Source organism: Microbacterium sediminicola, assembly GCF_039531125.1.
Lineage (GTDB): Bacteria > Actinomycetota > Actinomycetes > Actinomycetales > Microbacteriaceae > Microbacterium > Microbacterium sediminicola.
Genome location: NZ_BAAAPL010000001.1, coordinates 1,507,284 through 1,525,836 on the forward strand (window position 1 = coordinate 1,507,284; position 18,553 = coordinate 1,525,836).

General features: G+C 67.6%; 15 protein-coding genes. 7 read left to right on the forward strand and 8 right to left on the reverse strand.

Annotated elements, in window-relative coordinates:
- Nucleotides 1–14 precede the first annotated feature (14 nt).
- Nucleotides 15–1,028, reverse strand: coding sequence for a LacI family DNA-binding transcriptional regulator (locus tag ABD206_RS07090; protein ID WP_344070786.1), 1,014 nt, complete (start codon nucleotides 1,026–1,028; stop codon nucleotides 15–17).
- 184 nt (nucleotides 1,029–1,212) lie between these two features.
- On the opposite strand from ABD206_RS07090, the gene ABD206_RS07095 reads away from it, so the two are divergent.
- The 4 genes from ABD206_RS07095 to ABD206_RS07110 all read left to right on the forward strand — a co-directional run bounded on the left by ABD206_RS07095 (nucleotide 1,213) and on the right by ABD206_RS07110 (nucleotide 7,247).
- Nucleotides 1,213–3,255: a beta-galactosidase gene (locus tag ABD206_RS07095; RefSeq protein ID WP_344070787.1), complete on the forward strand. Its 2,043-nt coding sequence runs from the start codon at nucleotides 1,213–1,215 to the stop codon at nucleotides 3,253–3,255.
- Between the two features lie 143 nt (nucleotides 3,256–3,398).
- Nucleotides 3,399–4,628: a sugar ABC transporter substrate-binding protein gene (locus ABD206_RS07100; RefSeq protein ID WP_344070789.1), complete on the forward strand. Its 1,230-nt coding sequence runs from the start codon at nucleotides 3,399–3,401 to the stop codon at nucleotides 4,626–4,628.
- 79 nt (nucleotides 4,629–4,707) lie between these two features.
- Entirely contained in the window at nucleotides 4,708–6,330 is a 1,623-nt protein-coding gene (locus tag ABD206_RS07105; RefSeq protein WP_344070791.1) for an ABC transporter permease subunit, read from the forward strand.
- Entirely contained in the window at nucleotides 6,330–7,247 is a 918-nt protein-coding gene (locus ABD206_RS07110) for a sugar ABC transporter permease (protein WP_344070793.1), read from the forward strand. The genes ABD206_RS07105 and ABD206_RS07110 overlap by 1 nt, the downstream gene beginning before the upstream one ends.
- A gap of 16 nt (nucleotides 7,248–7,263) precedes the next feature.
- On the opposite strand, the gene rsmI is transcribed toward ABD206_RS07110, so the two are convergent.
- From rsmI to ABD206_RS07140, 6 genes are all read right to left on the reverse strand, one after another.
- Nucleotides 7,264–8,088 (reverse strand): 16S rRNA (cytidine(1402)-2'-O)-methyltransferase, encoded by an 825-nt coding sequence (gene rsmI, locus ABD206_RS07115; RefSeq protein ID WP_344070795.1) that lies wholly within the window; start codon nucleotides 8,086–8,088, stop codon nucleotides 7,264–7,266.
- Nucleotides 8,089–8,181: 93 nt separating this feature from the next.
- Entirely contained in the window at nucleotides 8,182–9,420 is a 1,239-nt protein-coding gene (gene mmsB, locus ABD206_RS07120) for a multiple monosaccharide ABC transporter permease (RefSeq protein ID WP_344070797.1), read from the reverse strand.
- A gap of 23 nt (nucleotides 9,421–9,443) precedes the next feature.
- A complete protein-coding gene (mmsA, locus tag ABD206_RS07125; RefSeq protein ID WP_344070799.1) occupies nucleotides 9,444–10,973 on the reverse strand; it encodes a multiple monosaccharide ABC transporter ATP-binding protein in 1,530 nt (509 codons plus the stop codon).
- A gap of 72 nt (nucleotides 10,974–11,045) precedes the next feature.
- Complete coding sequence (gene chvE, locus ABD206_RS07130; protein ID WP_344070802.1) at nucleotides 11,046–12,167, reverse strand: multiple monosaccharide ABC transporter substrate-binding protein; 1,122 nt, start codon at nucleotides 12,165–12,167, stop codon at nucleotides 11,046–11,048.
- Between the two features lie 68 nt (nucleotides 12,168–12,235).
- Nucleotides 12,236–12,901, reverse strand: a complete 666-nt coding sequence (locus tag ABD206_RS07135; RefSeq protein ID WP_344070804.1) for a class II aldolase/adducin family protein — start codon at nucleotides 12,899–12,901, stop codon at nucleotides 12,236–12,238.
- A 249-nt stretch (nucleotides 12,902–13,150) separates the two neighbouring features.
- The gene (locus ABD206_RS07140; RefSeq protein ID WP_344070806.1) at nucleotides 13,151–14,161 is read right to left on the reverse strand and encodes a LacI family DNA-binding transcriptional regulator; all 1,011 of its coding nucleotides are present in this window, start codon (nucleotides 14,159–14,161) and stop codon (nucleotides 13,151–13,153) included.
- 188 nt (nucleotides 14,162–14,349) lie between these two features.
- On the opposite strand from ABD206_RS07140, the gene ABD206_RS07145 reads away from it, so the two are divergent.
- Entirely contained in the window at nucleotides 14,350–14,913 is a 564-nt protein-coding gene (locus ABD206_RS07145) for a hypothetical protein (protein WP_344070808.1), read from the forward strand.
- 10 nt (nucleotides 14,914–14,923) lie between these two features.
- On the forward strand, nucleotides 14,924–16,486 hold the full coding sequence (locus ABD206_RS07150) for a dolichyl-phosphate-mannose--protein mannosyltransferase (protein ID WP_344070810.1): 1,563 nt from the start codon (nucleotides 14,924–14,926) through the stop codon (nucleotides 16,484–16,486).
- Nucleotides 16,487–16,492: 6 nt separating this feature from the next.
- On the opposite strand, the gene ABD206_RS07155 is transcribed toward ABD206_RS07150, so the two are convergent.
- On the reverse strand, nucleotides 16,493–17,329 hold the full coding sequence (locus ABD206_RS07155) for an aldo/keto reductase (protein ID WP_344070814.1): 837 nt from the start codon (nucleotides 17,327–17,329) through the stop codon (nucleotides 16,493–16,495).
- Between the two features lie 114 nt (nucleotides 17,330–17,443).
- Here ABD206_RS07155 and ABD206_RS07160 point away from each other — a divergent pair, with 114 nt between their 5' ends.
- Entirely contained in the window at nucleotides 17,444–18,553 is a 1,110-nt protein-coding gene (locus ABD206_RS07160) for a serine/threonine-protein kinase (RefSeq protein ID WP_344070816.1), read from the forward strand.

Genomic DNA, 18,553 nt, shown 5'->3' on the forward strand with positions numbered 1-18,553 from the left:
CTAGTGGGGGCTCGTTATGCGCTGTCCCTGATGACAAGCGCGGTGGGCAGCACGAGCGACTCGCGCGGGTGGCCGGCTATGACATCCAGCAGGATGTCGACCATGGCGCTCGATATCCGATCCCAGGGCTGCCCCATCGTCGTCAGTGGCGGCTCGCTGGTCTCGGCGAGTCCCGAGTTGTCGAAGCCCGCGATGGCAAGGTCTTCGGGCACCCGGATACCCGCCCGCTTGGCGGCGGCGATCGCGCCTACCGCCATGACATCGGATGCCGCGAAAACCGCGTCCAGATCAGAAGCACGCGCGAGCAGCCGAGTCATCGCCGCGGCTCCCGCGTCTTTCTCGTAGCGGTCCTGCTCGACCAGATCCGGATCGAAGAGGTCACCCATCTCCTCCCGGAAGCCCTGCAGCCGGAACCGGCCGCCGGGAGTGTCATTGGGCCCCGTGATGATGCCGATCCGACGGTGCCCACGATCGAGCAGGTACCTCGTCATCGTGCGGGCCGATCCCACCTCGTCGACCGAAACGGTGGGTACCGGGATGTGCTCGCCGAGCGGAATACCCGTGCAGACCGTCGGAATGCCGGCGCCGGCGAGCGTGTCGAGAAGGGTGTCGGATTCGTGCGACGAGATGAGCAGCACGCCGTCGACGTGCCCGGCGCGGGCATAGTGCTCGACGTTGCGCCGTTCCTGTTCGGAGTCGGCGACGATCAGCACAACCGTCATCGAGCGTCGCGAGAGCGCTTCGGTCGCGCCGCGGAGCAGCAGGGCGAACGTCGGATCGGCGAACAGCAGATGCTGCGGCTCGGTGAGCAGGAACGCAATGGAATTCGCGCGTCCGGTCGCAAGGCTGCGCGCGGCATGGTTGGCGGTGTATCCGGTGGAGCGGATCGCCTCCTCCACCGCAATGCGGGCGTCCGGTGAGACCCAATGCCCGCCGTTGATGACGCGCGAGACCGTGCCGCGGGAGACTCCGGCCACCGCCGCGACGTCGCGGATCGTCGGCCGACGGCGGCCCTCAGCGGTGTCCATGAACTGCGACTCTACCGCCGTCGCCGACGTCCCGGTGTGAGGCAGACTGTGCACGGTCACAGTTCGGTAACGAACCTCACGTGGGACTTTCGCCGCGAGATCGTCTGCATAGGCTGGGACCGGTCACAGCCCCGGAACACGCGCCAGCGTGACCACAGCACCACCGCAAAGGAGCGCACCACCGATGTCGCAGGAGAGCACCTGGCCGAACCTGGCCGGCATTGCCTACGGCGGGGACTACAACCCCGAACAGTGGCCGCGCGAGACCTGGCGCGAAGATGTGGTACTCATGCGGCAGGCGGGCGTGAACCTCGTCAGTGTCGGCATCTTCTCGTGGGCGCTGCTGGAGACGAGCGAGGGTGTCTTCGACTTCTCCTGGCTCGACGAGGTCATCGACCTGCTGCACGAAAACGGGATCAGCGTCGACCTCGGTACCCCGACCGCTTCTCCTCCGGCCTGGTTCTTCGCACAGCACCCCGATACCCGCTTCGTCATGCGCGACGGCACGGTCATGGGCTTCGGCGCCCGAGGGATGGCATCCCACTCCGCTCCGGCCTACCAGGAGGCCTCGGTGCGCATCGCCACCGAGCTCGCGCGCCGGTACGCCGACCACCCGGCTGTCGTACTGTGGCACGTGCACAACGAGTACGGCACGCCGGTCAGCGAGGACTACTCACCGCACGCGGTACGCGCCTGGCGGCTCTGGCTGCAGGAGCGCTACACCCACCTCGATGCGCTCAACGCCGCCTGGGGCACGAGCTTCTGGGGACAGCACTACACCGCCTGGGAGCACATCGGGGCGCCCGCCATCACTGCGACCCCCGCCAACCCCGCGCAGCGCCTCGACTACGCGCGCTTCACCGACCACCAGCTGCGCCAGTGCTTCATCCGCGAGCGCGACGCGATCCGTCAGTACGCCTCGCAGCCCATCACGACCAACTTCATGGCGAACCAGCACGACGGGTGCGACCTGTGGGCCTGGGCGCGCGAGGTGGACGTCGTCTCGGACGACCACTACCTGTGGGCCGCCGACGAGGAGGCCGAGATCGGTCTGGCCATCGCCGCCGACCTGTCGCGCTCGGTCGGCGGCGGCAGGCCGTGGATCCTGATGGAGCACTCCACATCAGGCGTGAACTGGCAGCCGCGCAACATCGCCAAGCGTCCCGGTCAGATGCGACGCAACTCCCTCACGCATCTGGGACGCGGTGCCGACGGCATCCTCTTCTTCCAGTGGCGCGCGGGCCGCTTCGGCGCCGAGAAGTTCCACTCGGCGATGATCCCGCACGCCGGCACCGATTCCCGGGTCTTCCGCGAGGTGACCGCACTAGGAGGCGACCTGCAGCGCCTCTCGGAGGTCCGCGGGTCCCGTGTGCAGGCTGATGTCGCCGTGCTCTGGGACTTCGAGTCCTTCTGGGCCCAGGGCCTGGAGTGGCGGCCGACCGAGGACGTCACCTACGCGCAGCAGATCCGACTGTTCTACGAGCGGCTGTGGCGCGACAACGTCACCGTCGACTTCGCCCTCCCGGGTCAGGACCTGTCCGGGTACCGGCTGGTCGTGGCCCCCGCGCAGTACATGCTGCGCCTGGCGGGTGCCGCGAACCTCAACGAGTACGTCGAGAACGGCGGCACGCTGCTGGTCTCGTTCTTCTCCGGCATCGTGGACGAGAACGACACGGTGCACGTCGGCGGCTTCGGCGCCCCGCTCGAGCCCGCGCTCGGCGTGCGGGTCGAGGAGTTCCTGCCGCTGCGCGAGAACGACCGGCGTCAGATCCATTGGGCGGATGGGTCGGCATCCGGATCGCTGGCGTGGCAGGAGGACCTGGTCGTCACGACCGCGGACGTGCAGGCGCACTACGTCGACGGTCCCGGCGAGGCCGGAGCCGCCATCACCCGCAACGCCCACGGCGCGGGCACCGGATGGTACGTCTCGACCCGCCTGGATGCCTCCGGCATGCGCAGCCTGTTCGATCGGGTGTACGCCGATGCCGGTGTCACCGCGGGCGACCACCCCGAGGGTCTCGAGGTCATCACGCGCGTCGGCGCGGACGCGGCGTACGTCACCGCCGTCAACCACCGCGACGAGCCGGCCGCGCTCGCCGTGACGGGAACCGAGCTTCTCACCGGCGCGGACATCGCCGGTGCACTGACTGTCGCTGCAGGAGGGGTCGCTGTGATCCGCACGGCGCTCCCGCACCCGCAAGGAGGTGATGACCCGGACACCCGGTGATCACTAGCCCCGCCGACGGTTCCGGGATACCGTCGGGGCGGGGACCGGCAGACACAGCAACATCATCCCGGACCACAACCCCACCGGTCGTGACGGCGCGATCTCTCAGCTCGCGCGTTCCGACCACTCATGGAAGGAAAACCATGCGCAAGTACATCGGTGCCGGCGTCGCAATGATCGCGGCCACGGCCCTTCTCGCCGGTTGCACCAGCGGCGGCGGCGACTCGGACGGAACCATCGACGGTGCCGGCCAGACCCTCACCATCTGGGTGGACGAGAACCGTCAGCCCGCAGTGGAAGCAGCCGCGGCCGTCTTCGAGGAGGAGACCGGCGCGACCGTCGAGCTCGTCGTGAAGAACTTCGACGACCTCCGCGCGGACTTCATCGCCCAGGTGCCCACCGGAAGCGGACCCGACATCACCATCGGCGCGCACGACTGGCTGGGCGCCCTCGTCGCAGCGGGTGTCGTCAACACGATCGACCTCGGCGACAAGGCCTCCGAGTTCGAGCAGGTGGCCCTGGACGCGATGACGTACGACGGGCAGCTCTACGCTCTGCCGTACTCCCTGGAGACCGTGGCCCTCATCCAGAACGTCGGACTCGTCGGCGACGACGCTCCCGCTACCTGGGAGGACATGATCGCCGCGGGCGTCGCCTCCGGCGCCGACCGCCCCTTCGTCATCAACACCAACGGGCAGACCGGCGACGGCTACACGATGTACGGATTCCAGACGTCGTTCGGCGCTCCGGTGTTCGTGCAGGACTCGTCCGGCTCGTACACCAACGAGGTCGGCATGGGCGGCGCCAACGGCGAGGCCTTCGCGACCTGGCTGGGCGAGAACGGCGAGACCGGAACCGGATACATCTCGACGACGATCGACTACGCGATCAACAACGAGCTGTTCGCGACCGGACAGGCCGCCTACACCGTCCAGGGCCCCTGGGCGATCGCCGACCTGACGGCCGAGGGCGTCGAGGTCGCGGTCAACCCGATCCCGTCCGCCGGCAGCGAAGCCGCCGCACCGTTCGTGGGCGTGCAGGGCTTCTACCTGAGCTCGCAGTCCGCGAACACGCTGCTGGCCAACGAGTTCCTCGTGAACTACATCGCCACCGCGGAAGCTCAGACCGCTCTCTACGAGGCCGACCCGCGCATCCCCGCATGGTCGACTCTCGCGGCCGAGGTCGCGTCCGACCCGATCATCGCCGGGTTCCTCGCGTCGTCGCAGAACGGTGTCCCCATGCCCTCGATCCCCGAGATGGGCTCGGTGTGGGACTACTGGAACGCCGCTGAATCGCAGATCATCGCCGGCGCCGACCCCGTGTCGACGTGGAACACGATGATCGACGAGCTCACCGCAGCCCTCGCGGGCTGACACCCGCAGGACCTGGTCCGGGCACACGCCCGGGCCGGGTCCTCCCTCTCGCTCAGGGCCCTCGAACAGGAGAACACGGATGTCCCTCACCCAGACCCCCGGGAAGGCAACGCCCCCGGGCGAGGACGGCGCACCGCCGCGCGGCGAGTCCCACGCGCGAGGATGGCGCGGCCTCGGCTGGGGCTTCCTCGTCAAGCTCGCCCTGATGGCCATCGTCAATGCCTTCGGCCTGATGGTCATCGTCTCGGCCTGGCGCGTCGAGTCGTGGTTCATCCTCGTCGCGATGATCGTGATCCTCGTCGCGGCCGATGTCGTCTACTTCTGGAAGCGCGCGCTTCCGATGAAGTACCTGCTCCCCGGGCTCATCTTCCTGTTCACCTTCCAGATCTTCATCTTCGGCTACACCGCCTACATCGCCTTCACGAACTACGGCACGGGACATGCCGGCACCCAGGAGCAGGCCGTGCAGGCGACCCTCATCCAGGGGGAGCGCCGCGTCGACGGCAGCCCGACCTACCCGCTCACCGTCGTCGAGCGGGGCCTCGGCGAACTCGGCTTCGCCATCAACGACGATGGCACGATCTATGTCGGCTCCGAGCTCGAACCGCTGGCCGAGGCCGGCACGATGGGTGCGGGAGCCCCCACCGAGGTTCCCGGATGGAGCATCGTCGACCGTAGCCGACTGCTGTCCGACCAGGAGCTGCAGCAGACCGTCATCGACCTTCGGGTCCCGGTGTCCTCAGATCCCAACGACGGGTCGCTTCGCACGCGCGACGGGTCGAGCGGCGCCATCTACGAGTCCACCCTCGTGTGGGATGCCGATGCGCAGACCATCACCGACACCACCACCGGCACCGTCTACCACGCCACCGACGACGGGAGCTTCGTCGCCGATGACGGGTCATCCCTGCCCACGGGCTGGTCGGTCAACGTCGGATTCGACAACTTCGTCAAGCTGTTCACCGACCCAAAGCTCTTCGAACCGCTGCTGCTGGTCGCCGGCTGGACCTTCGCGTTCGCGCTGCTGTCGGTCATCGTGCCGTTCGGGCTGGGGCTGCTGTTCGCCCTGGTCTTCAACGACCCGCGCGTCCGGGGCCGAAAGGCGCTGCGGACGCTGTTCATCCTGCCGTACGCATTCCCGGTCTTCCTCTCGGCGCTCGTGTTCCGAGGCATGTTCAACGCCGAATTCGGCGTCGTGAACGACCTCTTCTTCTTCGGCGCGAACATCAACTGGCTCGGCGACCCCTGGCTCGCCCGCTTCGCCGTGCTCTGGGTCAACGTCTGGCTGAGCTTCCCGTACTGGTTCCTCGTGTGCACCGGCGCACTCCAGGCGATCCCGACGGACGCGCTCGAGGCCGCCGAGATCGACGGTGCGGGACGGATGCGCCGGTTCTGGTCGATCATCTTCCCGCTGCTGCTGGTATCGACCGCCCCGCTGGCGATCGCCTCGTTCGCGGTCGGATTCAACAACTTCACCGTCATCTACCTGTTCAACGGCGGCGGACCCGCGATACCCGGCGCACCATACGCGCTCGGCTACACCGACATCCTGATATCGGCGATCTATGACATCTCCGGCGTCTCGGGCGGCGTCGCCGACTTCGGCCTGGCCAGCGCCCTGGCGATCCTCGTGTTCGTGGTCGTCGGCATCATCGCCGCCATCTCCTTCCGACAGACCCGCCGACTGGAGGAGTTCCAGTGATGTCCACGACAACCCGAGCCCAGTCGACGATCGAGTGGCCCGACGACAACTCCCCCGAACGCGTCCGGGCGAGGCGGCGCCGCTGGCTCCTGGAGGTGGGGTGGAAGTACCTGTTCGCCCTCGTGATCATCTTCTACGCCGCCTTCCCGATCCTGTACACCCTGTCGGCGGCGCTGAACCCGAAAGGCACGCTGTCGGCCGCGACGGGTCTGTTCAGCGCGTTCAGCCTCGACAACTTCATCGCGCTCGGGCAGACGCGCTACTGGGAGTGGATGGGCAACACTCTCGTCGTCGCGAGCGCGACGGCGATCGGATCGGTGATCATGGGAGCCGCGGCGGCGTACGCGTTCTCGCGCTTCCGGTTCGCCGGACGCCGCACGAGCCTGACGGGCCTTCTCATCATCCAGATGTTCCCGCAGGCGCTCGCCTTCATCGCGATCTTCCTGATGCTGCTCGCCCTCGGCGAGGTGATCCCCGCCCTCGGATTCAACTCGAAGATCGCCGTCATCTGCATCTATTTCGGCGGCGTCCTGGGCGCCAACACGTTCCTGCTCTACGGGTTCTTCAACACCGTGCCCATCTCGATCGATGAGTCAGCGAAGATCGATGGCGCCAGCCACGCGCAGATCTTCTGGCGACTGATCTTCCCCCTGGTCACCCCGATCCTCGCGGTCGTCGCGCTGCTGTCGTTCATCGCGACCTACTCGGAGTTCATCATCGCCCGCATCGTGCTGACCAGCGAAGAGCAGTGGACCCTGGCGGTCGGCATGTACGGCTGGGTCTCAGACCAGCTCTCGGCGAACTGGGGCCTGTTCACGGCCGGCGCGGTGATCGGCGCCATCCCGATCCTCGTCCTGACGCTCGTGCTGCAGCGCTACATCGTGGGTGGACTGACCTCGGGCGCCGTCAAGGGCTGAGCGGTCCCGTGCTCTCTCAGGCGCGGGCCGCAACAGCGGCGTCATAGAGGTCGCGGGCGGCGTACCCCGAGGATCCCGCGACGTCGCGCGTCGCGTCCTTCAGACGCGCGCCCTGCGCGACGCGGTCGAGGACATAGGCCACCGCGTCGTCGAAGGGCATCCGCTCGGCGGCCTCGGTCGCACCCGACACCACGATCACGATCTCACCGCGCACGCCTTGCTCGGCCCAGACCGCGAGTTCGGCAAGAGAGCCGCGACGCACCTCTTCGTGCACCTTCGTCAGCTCGCGGCAGACGACGGCCGGGCGCGCGTCACCGAAACTCTCCGCCATCGATGACAAGGTCGCTGCCAGTCGCGACGGTGCTTCGAAGAAGACCATGGTCCGTCGCTCCGCCAACAGCTCCCCCAACGCGCGGCGCCGCTCCCCCGACTTGCGCGGGGCAAAGCCTTCGAAGCTGAAGCGGTCGGTCGGAAGTCCCGAGACGGCCAGTGCCGCCAGCACAGCGCTGGGCCCCGGGATCACGGTCACCTCGACGCCCTCGGCAGCCGCTGTGGCGACAAGGCCGTAACCGGGGTCGCTGATGGTCGGCATCCCGGCATCCGAGAGCACGAGGACGTCGGTCTCGCGCGCGAGCTCGACGACCTGCCCGGCGCGGTCCTTCTCGTTGTGGTCGTGCAACGCGATCAGCCGCGGCCGATTCGCCACATCGAGGGCGGCCAGGAGCCGCTGCGTGGTGCGGGTGTCTTCGGCGGCGATCACCTCGACCGTGCCCAGCGCCTCGACTAGACGCCTCGAGGCATCCCCGAGATTGCCGATCGGGGTGGCCGCGAGGATGATCACGCTCCCAGCTTAGGCAACGCCGCGTCGCGTCGAAACGACGCGGGCCGCCCCGCACGGATATCGTGCGAAGCGGCCCGCGAGGAGCGCTGCGACTCAGCCGCGGCCCGCGCGACGCTTGTTGTACACGTCGAAGGCAACGGCCAGCAGCAGCACGAGGCCCTTGACGGCCTGCTGCCACTCGATACCGATGCCCATGATCGACATGCCGTTGTTCAGCACACCGATGATCAGACCACCGATGATGGCGCCGCCGATCGTTCCGACGCCACCCTGCACGGCCGCACCACCGATGAACGCGGCCGAGATCGCCTCGAGCTCGAACCCGTCACCGGCCTTGGGGCCCGCCAGGTTCAGGCGCGCGGTGAAGATGAGGCCCGCAAGGGCGGCGAGGAAGCCCATGTTGACGAACAGCATGAAGTCGACGCGGCGGGTCTTGATGCCCGACAGCTCTGCGGCGTGGCGGTTGCCACCGATCGCGTAGATGTGACGTCCGAAGACGGAGCGGTTCATCACGGTGCCGTAGAACAGGACCAGCACGGCCAGGATGATGAGGGTGACCGGGATGCCCTTGTACGAGGCGAGCGCGAACATGAAGAAGACGATCGCGGCCGACACGAGCACGAGCTTGATGATGAACCAGACGATCGGGTCGACATCCTGGCCGTACTTCACGCGAGCGGCGCGCGTGCGCACCTGGCTGAAGACGAGCAGCACGATCGCCGCGGCGCCGATCAGCAGCGTGAACAGGTCCGGGGTGCTCTCTCCGAACACGCCGTTGATGAAGCCGTTGCCGAGCGCCCGGTACTCCTCGGGGAACGAACCAATGTTGGCGTTGCCGAGGACGACCAGCGCCAGACCTCGGAAGATGAGCATGCCCGCCAAGGTCACGATGAACGCCGGGATGCCGACGAAGGCGACCCAGAACCCCTGCCAGGCACCCACCAGGCCACCGATCAGGAGCGAGAGGATGATCGCGAGCCACCAGGGCAGACCCCATTGCACCGCGAACACGCCCGAGACCGCGCCGATGAAGGCCGCGACAGATCCCACCGACAGGTCGATGTGACCGGCGATGATGACCATCACCATGCCGATCGCCAGGACCAGGATGTACCCGTTCTGGACGATCAGGTTCGAGATGTTCTGGGGGCGCAGCAGGATGCCGTCGGTGGTGATGGCGAAGAAGGCCACCACGACCAGCAGCGCGATGAAGATGCCGTTCTTGCCGAGGTCGCCGAGGATGTTGCTGAACCAGCGGGTGAACTTGTTGTCGGGCGGGTTGACGAGGGCGCCGGCCGCCGTGGATTCGGTTGATTGCGTGTCGTTGGACATGTCTGTGTCTCCTGCGGGGGCCCTCAGCGGGCCTTCTCCATGGTCATGAGCTTGAGGACGGATTCGGGTGTCGCCTCGGCGATCGGAAGCTCACCCGTGATGCGGCCCTCGGAGATCGCGTAGACGCGGTCCGAGATGCCGAGCAGCTCGGGCAGCTCCGATGAAATGACGATGATGCCCTTGCCCGCGGCGGCGAGCTTGTTGATGATCGTGTAGATCTCGTACTTCGCCCCGACGTCGATGCCGCGGGTCGGCTCGTCGAGGATCAGCACGTCCGGGTCGGAGTAGATCCACTTCGAGAGCACGACCTTCTGCTGATTTCCGCCCGACAGCTTGCCGGTGGGGACCAGGACGTTGGGCGCCTTGATGTTCATGTCGCGGCGGAACTCGTTGGCGACGGCGTATTCCTTGTTGTCGTTGACAAGTCCCAGTCGCTCGAGCTTGCCGAGAGACGCCATGGAGATGTTGCGCTTGATGTCCTCGATGAGGTTCAGACCGTAGGTCTTGCGGTCCTCCGTGGCGTAGGCGATGCCGTTCTCGATGGCCTCCGCGACCGTTCGGGTCTTGATCTCCTTGCCGCGCATGAAGACCTTGCCGGTGATGCGACTGCCGTAGCTGTGACCGAACAGGCTCATGGCGAATTCGGTGCGACCGGCACCCATGAGGCCGGCGATCCCGACGATCTCTCCCGCGCGGACGTTCAGCGACACGTTGTCGACGACGACGCGACTGGAGTCCTGCGGGTGGTGCGCCGTCCAGTTCTCCACGCGCAGCAGCTCATCGCCGATCTGGGGGTCGTGGTCCGGATAGCGATGCTCGAGGTCGCGACCGACCATGTCCTTGATGATGCGGTCTTCGGTCACGTCACCGCGGTCGATCGTCTCGATCGTCTTGCCATCACGGATGACGGTGACCGTGTCGGAGATCTTTTTGATCTCGTTGAGCTTGTGGCTGATGATAATCGACGTGATCCCCTGACCCTTTAGGTGCATGATCAGGTCGAGCAGGTGCGCCGAGTCCTCGTCATTGAGCGCCGCGGTCGGCTCGTCGAGGATCAGCAGCTTCACGCGCTTGGACAGCGCCTTGGCGATCTCCACCAGCTGCTGCTTGCCGACACCGATCTGCTTGATGGGCGTCTGCGGGTTGTCGCGCAGACCGACCCGGGCAAGAAGCTTTGAGGCCTCGAAGTCGGTCTTGTTCCAGTCGATCAGTCCCAGGGCGCCGCGTTGCTCGTTCCCCAGGAAGATGTTCTCTGCGATCGAGAGGTGGGGGCTGAGTGCGAGCTCCTGGTGGATGATGACGATGCCCTTGGCCTCGCTGTCGCGAAGGTTGCGGAACTGGACCTCCTCACCCTCGAACACGATCTGGCCCTCATACGTGCCGTGCGGGTACACACCGGACAACACCTTCATGAGGGTGGACTTGCCTGCGCCGTTCTCACCGCAGATGGCGTGGATCTCACCGCGCTCGACGGCGAGGTTGACGTTCGAGAGCGCCTTGACGCCGGGGAACGTCTTGGTGATATCGCGCATCTCGAGGATGTGGGCGGTCATCATTACTCCTTCATCGGCGGGCCCAGGCCGGGCGGTGTCGAACACCGCCCGGCCTGTCCCTGTGGAACTGTCTTAGCCGCTGATCTCTGCTTCGGTCCAGTAGCCACTGTCGACGAGGACCTCGGTGATGTTGTCCTTGACGACGATGGCCGACTCGAGCAGGTACGACGGCACGACCTTCACGCCGTTGTCGTAGTCGGTCGTGTTGTTCACGTCCGGCTCTTCGCCGTTGAGCAGCGCGACCGCCATGTCGACCGCGACCTGCGCGAGCAGGCGGGTGTCCTTGAAGATCGTGGAGTACTGCTCACCACGGTTGATGGCCTTCACGGAGTCCAGCTCGGCATCCTGACCCGAGATGATGGGCCACTCGTCGCCGACGGTGTAGCCGGCGTCCGTCAATGCCGAGATGATGCCGCGCGAGATGCCGTCGTAGGGCGAGAGCACCGCGTTGACCTTCGAGCCGTCGGAGTACGTGGAGACGAGGATGTCCTCCATGCGGCTCTGAGCGGTCTCACCGTCCCAGCGCAGCGTCGCCGCCTGCTGGAAATCGGTCTGGCCCGACTTCACGACGAGGGTGCCCTCGTCGAAGTAGGACTGCAGGGTGTCGATCGCGCCGTTCCAGAAGAACGTGGCGTTGTTGTCGTCGGGCGAACCGGCGAACAGCTCGATGTTGAACGGACCCTCGGGTGCGCCCTCGATCGGGGTGCCGTCCAGCTCGGTGAGACCCAGACCGTTGAGGATCGAGGTCGCCTGCTGCACACCGACCTGGTAGTTGTCGAACGACGCGTAGTAGTCGACGTTCTCGGTGTCGCGGATGAGGCGGTCGTAGGCGATGACGGGGATGCCGGCGTCGGCCGCCTCCTGCAGGACGCTGGTGAGCGTCGTGCCGTCGATCGAGGCGATGATGAGCGCCTCGGCGCCCTTGGTGATCATGTTTTCGATCTGCGAAACCTGTGTGGGGATGTCGTCCTCGGCGTACTGGAGGTCGACGGTGAAGCCCTGCTCTTCGAGCTGCGCCTTGACGGCGTCGCCGTCCTGGATCCAGCGCTCGGAGCTCTTGGTGGGCATTGCGACGCCGACGAGACCGCCGTCGCCGCCGCTTTCGCCGCCACCCGATCCCGAGCAGCCCGTCAGAACGAGCGCGCCAGCGGCCAGGGTGGCCGCTCCGGCGAGGAGAACCTTCTTGCTCTTCACAGTGATTTCCTTTCTAAGGACATCGTTGTCTTGGTGTCGATATTCAGTTGTGACTGACGCCGCGTGATTCAGGAGACAGCGTCAGGGGTCTGGTGGTGGCGCACGAGAAGCGCGTGCCGGGCCGCGGCCTCGACCGCGACGGCGCGCGCGACCGCATCGCGCAGGGTGGTTCCGGTCGCGAAGACGCCGATGCCGCGCACGAGCGCAATCCCGGCGACCGCGCCGCAGCCTCGCGCCACGGCCGCAGGCACCGCGTCGGCGCTCGCGAGATCGACGACGGTCACGTCGACCGCGTCGCCGAGCAGCTCGGCCGTGCCGGCGGTGTGACAGGGCAGGATCTCAGCGACCTCGGCCCATGCCAGCGCGTTCGGTGAGTCGGTGTGGATGATGGCGCCGATCTCGGCGTGGGCGCGGTAGACCGCGGCGTGGATGCCGGCATCCAGCGACGGCTGCCGATCGCTGCCGAGCGAATCCGGCACGAGGCGCCCATCGAGATCACACACGACAGTCCGCTCGGGAGAGACCTTCTCGAAGGGGCCGGACACCGGCGACATGACCATCAGCTGTGCCGACGCGATCCGCGCCGAGACATTGCCCCGGGGCATCGTCACGAGCCCGTGCTGTTCGATTTCCGCCTGTCGGTGAGCGACGTCGGCACGGGTGCGAGCAATCGCAACCTCGGCCTTCACCCCGGCGGCGTAGCCGTCGCCGTGCGTGGTCGCTGCGGTGGACATGAAGAACTCCCTTGTTCCGGTCAGAACCTGTGCGGTCCAATGTGACCGTTCACATTGCGAAACTATAGCCCCGCCCTCGCCGACGCTGTCAAGCGACCAAATGTTTCAGATTGGTAACGCGCCGTTACGTCGGCTCGCACTGACTCCCGAACCCACATCCTTGTTGCGAACCCACCGGTTCATTGCGCAAGCAACATGTGGGTTCGCAATGAACGTGTGGACTCGGTGAGAGGTGACGCCGTGGGAGGGTCAGGTGCGGGCGACGGCGCCGGTGGAGGCGCGGACGACGAGGGTGGGGACGATCGTCGTTTCCGTTGTGGGGCTCGCGCCATCGAGCAGCAGCTCGACGCAACGCCGGCCGAGCTCGGGGAAGTCCTGGCGCACGGTCGTCAGCGGCGGCCAGAAATGTGCGGACTCGGGGATGTCGTCGAAACCGACGATGCTCAGGTCCCTCGGCACCGACAGCCCCTCGTCGCGGATCGCGTGGAGCAGCCCCAGGGCCATCTGGTCATTCGAGGCGAACACCGCCGTGAAGTCCCGCACCCGCAGCAACTCGCGCCCCGCGTAGTAGCCGAACTCCGCGGTCCAGTCCCCGAGGATCGGCGCCGTCATCGGGAGGTCGTGGGCATCCATCTCGTCGAGGAATCCGCGCATGCGCGCTTCGGCCTCGATCCAGTCCTGCGGGCCCGCGAGATGGTAGATGTCGCGATGGCCCAGCTCGATGAGGTGGCGTGTCGCGAGGCGCGCACCCGCGATCTGGTCGACCGAGAGATGATGCTCCCTGCCGCGCAGCTCGGACTGGAGGGTGACGTACGGTACGTCGATGCGCTGCGACTCCAGGGCGCGGAAAACGCGCGTCTGCGGCGCGATGATCACGAGTCCCTCGACGGACTGCGCGCTCAGATGCGCAATGCCCGCCGTGATCGACTCGGGGTCATGTGCATCGATGTTGGCCGTCGACACCCAGTGGCCGCGCTCGCGAGCGGCGGCCTCGATTGCGGCGATGCTCGCGGCCGGACCGTACTGGGTCGACGACGCCGAAAGGATGCCGATGGTCTGCGAACGGCTGGAGGCGAGCGTGCGCGCGGCGCGATTGGGTCGGTACTTCAGCTCCCCCATCACCTCGAGCACTCGTGCCCGGGTCTCGGGCCGGATGCTCGGGTGGTCGTTGAGGACGCGCGACACGGTCTGGTGGGACACCCCCGCCAGCCGCGCGACATCGCGGATGCTCGGCGGCCTGACCGTCACCTCGTCGGCCATGCCCCACGCCCCTTCGGTGTGTCCGATCACACCACACACCCGATCGGGTTCGGTGTGATCGCTATGTTAGCCAGTTCCAGCATGTGACTGTCACATTCGCACGACGAGGCCGCGCTCGCGCACCCCTCGCCCCCTGTCACATCTGTCACATCGCGCGTCGGACGCGCGCACCACCGTACGCTGGGCCCGTGTCCGACTTCTGGCGCTGGATGCCACTGAGCCAGCGCACCCCCCAAGACGAGAGCGCCGTCACCGACGATCGGCGGGCGGCGCTCGACGAGGTGCTCGGAGCGGTCCTCGACCTTCCACTTCCCGGTCAGAGCGCGACCGAGCGCATGAGCGCCGTGGCCCACAGTGCCGGACTCGCCCGCATCTGGTCGGCAGCGGGAGGCGATGTCGACCGGTTCCGTGCGCTCCTGCGGGCACGGCGGTGCAGCATCCGCACGCTGTCGCGCGCCGTGGCGGCAGCGCTGCGCCTGGCGCGCGAGGCGGCGCGCGCCCTTCCCCTGGACCCGATGGTCGCGGGAGCCGTCGCGCTCTACGCGCAGGCTGCGGGGCCGTTCGAGCGCCGCGCCGTCGTGCGCGGCCATACGGTACGCGCCACCGATGCCGACTGGGCCTTCGGCACCGGCCCCGTGCTCGAGGGACCGGCCGTCGAGGTCGCCTCCTTCCTGCTGGGCGTCGGCGACGAACCGCCACAGCCCCCGACCGCACCCGGCGCTCAGACAGAGGGCACGTCCACGCAGCCGTAGGGTGGATGCCGTGAGCCTGACCGTCGACATCCCGCCGCGGCCGACGCTCTACGACCGACTCTCGGCCGGCTGTGCCGCGCGCCCGGCGCTCCGTGTCGCCGTACCGGGGGCCATCACGCTCGTCGCCGGCATCCTGCGTTTCTGGAATCTCGGCCATCCGCACGAGCTCGTCTTCGATGAGACCTACTACGTCAAGGACGCATGGTCGCAGTGGAACCTGGGGTACGCCGCGAAGTGGCCCGATGCTGCTGACACCCGCTTCGCCGCCGGTGAGACCGACATCTTCCTCGATCTCGGCAGCTACGTCGTCCACCCGCCGCTGGGCAAGTATCTGATCGGTGCGGGGATGGCGCTGTTCGGCGCCGACTCCTCCTTCGGCTGGCGGTTCGCCACGGCGCTGTTCGGCACCGCAGCGGTCCTGCTCCTCTACCTCGTCGCCCTCACCCTCACCCGCTCGATCGGCGTCGCCGTCGCCGCGTCCGGACTCATGGCGATCGACGGGCTCGCGATCGTCCTCAGCCGGGTCGCGCTGCTGGATGTCTTCGTGATGTTCTTCACGCTGCTGACCTTCTGGTTCGTCCTGCTGGACCGCGGCTGGATGCGACGACGATGGCCCTGGCCGGCGGCTTCCGACGATGACCCACCGCACTGGGGGCGCGTGTTCTGGTGGCGGCCCTGGATCCTCGCCGCCGGCTGCGCTGCGGGCTGCGCGACCGCCGTCAAGTGGTCGGGCCTGTACGTGCTGGCGGGTGTCGGCATCTATCTGGTCGTCATGGATGTCCTTGAGCGGCGCAGACGGGGCATCCTGAACTGGCCGACCGACGCGATCCTCCGTCAGGGTCCCGCGACCTTCGTCGCACTGGTGCCGGTCGCCTTCGTCGTCTACCTCGCGTCGTGGACCGGCTGGCTGGTGACCGACGGCGGCTACGACCGGGACTCGGCAGACTCCTCCCCGGCGACGGGGTTCTGGTCGTGGGTGCCGCTGTCGATCCAGAGCCTCTGGCGATACCACCAGTCGATGTACGGCTTCCATGTCGGCCTGTCGGCCGAACACGGGTATGCCAGTCCCGCCTGGCAGTGGCCGCTGCTGGTGCGCCCGACCTCGATGTTCTACCACTCGCTCGATCAGGCGGATGCCGCGTGCGGCGTCGCGGGCGGTTGCGTGCAGAACATCTACAGCATGCCCAACCCGCTGATCTGGTACGCGTCAGTGGCAGCGACGGTCTATCTCGTCGTGCGGTTCGTCCGCCGGAGGGACTGGCAGTCGGGGTTCGTCCTCACCGGCATCGCGGTCACCTGGGTGCCCTGGCTGTTGTATCCCGAGCGGACGGTGTTCCAGTTCTATACGGTCGTGATCCTGCCGTTCCTGCTGCTCGCGCTCGCCCTGGCCATGCGTGACATCGCGAGGCCCCGCCCGGACGCACCCGAGAAGCGCGTGGCGGCACAGCGGGTGCTCTGGGTGCTCGTCATCGCCGCGATCGCGCTGTCGGCGTTCTGGTACCCGATCCTGACGGCCACGACGGTGCCGTACGACTTCTGGCGACTGCACAACTGGTCGCCGACCTGGATCTGACCGGCGTCAGTTCACCTCGTCGGGGTGGGCGCTGACCCGGCCCGAGCCGTCACCGGGGTCGATCGCGTCGATCGCCGCGACCTCGGCCGCGGAGAGCGCGAAGTCGAAGACGTCCAGATTCTCGGCCAGGCGCTCACGTCGCACCGACTTCGGGAACACGATGTTGCCCTTCTCGATGTGCCACCGCAGGACCACCTGAGCGGGCGTCTTGCCGTGCGCGGCGGCGGCCGAGGCGACGGCGGGGAGCCCGAACAGGTCGTACTTTCCCTGGCCCAGCGGTCCCCACGCCTCGATGCGGATCTCGTGCGCACCGGCCCATTCGACGACCTCGCGCTGCTGGTAGGCGGGGTGCAGTTCGATCTGGTCGACGACAGGCGCCACCCCGGTCGCACCGACGATCCGCTCGAGGTGCGGCACCAAGAAGTTCGAGACGCCGATGCTCGTGGCAAGGCCCGCACCGCGCAGCTCGATGAGCTTCTCCCAAGCGTGCAGATAGTTGTCGTGTGCCGGCGTCGGCCAGTGCACGAGATAGAGGTCGACGGCATCCAGCCCGAGCTTGTCGAGGCTCTCCCCCAGCGCTGCACGGGGCTCTTCGCCGTCATGCCGGTCATTCCAGAGCTTGGTGGTGATGAACAGTTCATCGCGCGGGATGCCGCTGGCGGCGATCGCGGCACCGACGCCTTCTTCATTGCCGTAGATCGCCGCCGTGTCGATGTGGCGATAGCCGAGCTCGAACGCCTCGGAGACGGCCCGCTCGGTGTCGGCGGCGGGGACCTTGAACACCCCGTAGCCGAGCTGGGGGATCGTGTGGCCGTCGTTGAGCGGGAGAGAGGGAACTGTCATATCCCCAGCGTATGCGGCACGGCACAGCCGAGGCTCAGGAAGGGCCGATCTACTCTTGTCCCATGTGTCGCCCCACCCATCGCACAGGCGCGAGGCGGGCGGTCGGGGGATCCAGTGGCTAGTCGCCTTCCGGCCGACGCCCCGGTCCTGGCAGGTTTCACCTACGTCCGCCCCCTCGGGGCGGGCGGCTTTGCCGATGTGTTCCTGTACGAACAGGACATGCCCCGGCGCCCGGTCGCGGTCAAGGTTCTGCTCGACAAGCTCGAGGACGAGGGCCTGCGACACCTCTTCGCCGCGGAGGCCGACGCGATGGCACGCCTCTCCGCCCACCCGTCGATCCTCACGATCTATCACGCCGGCGTCTCCCCCGACGGCAGGCCGTACATCGTCATGGAGTACTGCCCGTCCTCGTACGCGTCGCGCTACCGGCGCGAGGCGATCCCGGTCGCGGAGGCGCTGCACACGGGCGTCAAGATCGCGTGCGCGCTGGAATCCGCGCACCGTGAGGGACTGCTGCATCGCGACATCAAGCCCTCGAATCTGCTCATCACCGCGTACGACTCCCCGGTCCTCTCGGACTTCGGGATCGCCGCCTCGCGCGCGCACCATGACGAGTACGAGGTGATCGCGATGTCGGTGCCGTGGAGTCCGCCCGAGATGATCGACGGCCGCACGCCGGGGACGATCGCCACCGAGGTCTGGGGACTGGGGGCGACGATCTATTCGCTGCTGGCCGGGCGCAGCCCCTTCGAGAATCCCGGCGGGAGCGCGAACTCCCGCGAGCAGCTCAAGGTCCGCATCCGTCGCGCCGCCTACGCTCCGATCGGCCGAGACGATCTGCCCCCCGGTGTGGAGGATGTGCTGCGCCGCGCCCTGTCACGGGAGCCGGGCGACCGCCAGACCTCGGCGGCGGATTTCGCCCATGCGCTGCAACTCGTGCAATACGAGGCAGGGATGCCCGTCACGCCGCTGGAACTGGTGGATGCGTCACCGGCGCCCTCCACCCCGAGGTCCGCGCCGAACGCAGCCGCGCTACGCCGAACCCACGTGCCGCACAGCTCGTCGCGGCGTGCGCGCACCGCACCCGTGCGACGGATGCCGAGCGACGACCTCGACGCGCCGCAGCGCGCGGGCCGGATTCCGCTGTGGGCCTGGCCCGTGGGCGGGCTCGCTGTGGCCGCCGTCGGAGTCGTGGCCGCCGTCCTCGTCGCGGTCGGGAACTGA

Bases quoted from the DNA above. Each gene is read 5' to 3' on its own strand.
- ABD206_RS07090 (WP_344070786.1), bottom strand. From the start codon at position 1,028: ATGGACACCGCTGAGGGCCGCCGTCGGCCGACGATCCGCGACGTCGCG.
- ABD206_RS07095 (WP_344070787.1), top strand. From the start codon at position 1,213: ATGTCGCAGGAGAGCACCTGGCCGAACCTGGCCGGCATTGCCTACGGC.
- ABD206_RS07100 (WP_344070789.1), top strand. From the start codon at position 3,399: ATGCGCAAGTACATCGGTGCCGGCGTCGCAATGATCGCGGCCACGGCC.
- ABD206_RS07105 (WP_344070791.1), top strand. From the start codon at position 4,708: ATGTCCCTCACCCAGACCCCCGGGAAGGCAACGCCCCCGGGCGAGGAC.
- ABD206_RS07110 (WP_344070793.1), top strand. From the start codon at position 6,330: ATGTCCACGACAACCCGAGCCCAGTCGACGATCGAGTGGCCCGACGAC.
- mmsB (WP_344070797.1), bottom strand. From the start codon at position 9,420: ATGTCCAACGACACGCAATCAACCGAATCCACGGCGGCCGGCGCCCTC.
- mmsA (WP_344070799.1), bottom strand. From the start codon at position 10,973: ATGACCGCCCACATCCTCGAGATGCGCGATATCACCAAGACGTTCCCC.
- ABD206_RS07135 (WP_344070804.1), bottom strand. From the start codon at position 12,901: ATGTCCACCGCAGCGACCACGCACGGCGACGGCTACGCCGCCGGGGTG.
- ABD206_RS07140 (WP_344070806.1), bottom strand. From the start codon at position 14,161: ATGGCCGACGAGGTGACGGTCAGGCCGCCGAGCATCCGCGATGTCGCG.
- ABD206_RS07155 (WP_344070814.1), bottom strand. From the start codon at position 17,329: ATGACAGTTCCCTCTCTCCCGCTCAACGACGGCCACACGATCCCCCAG.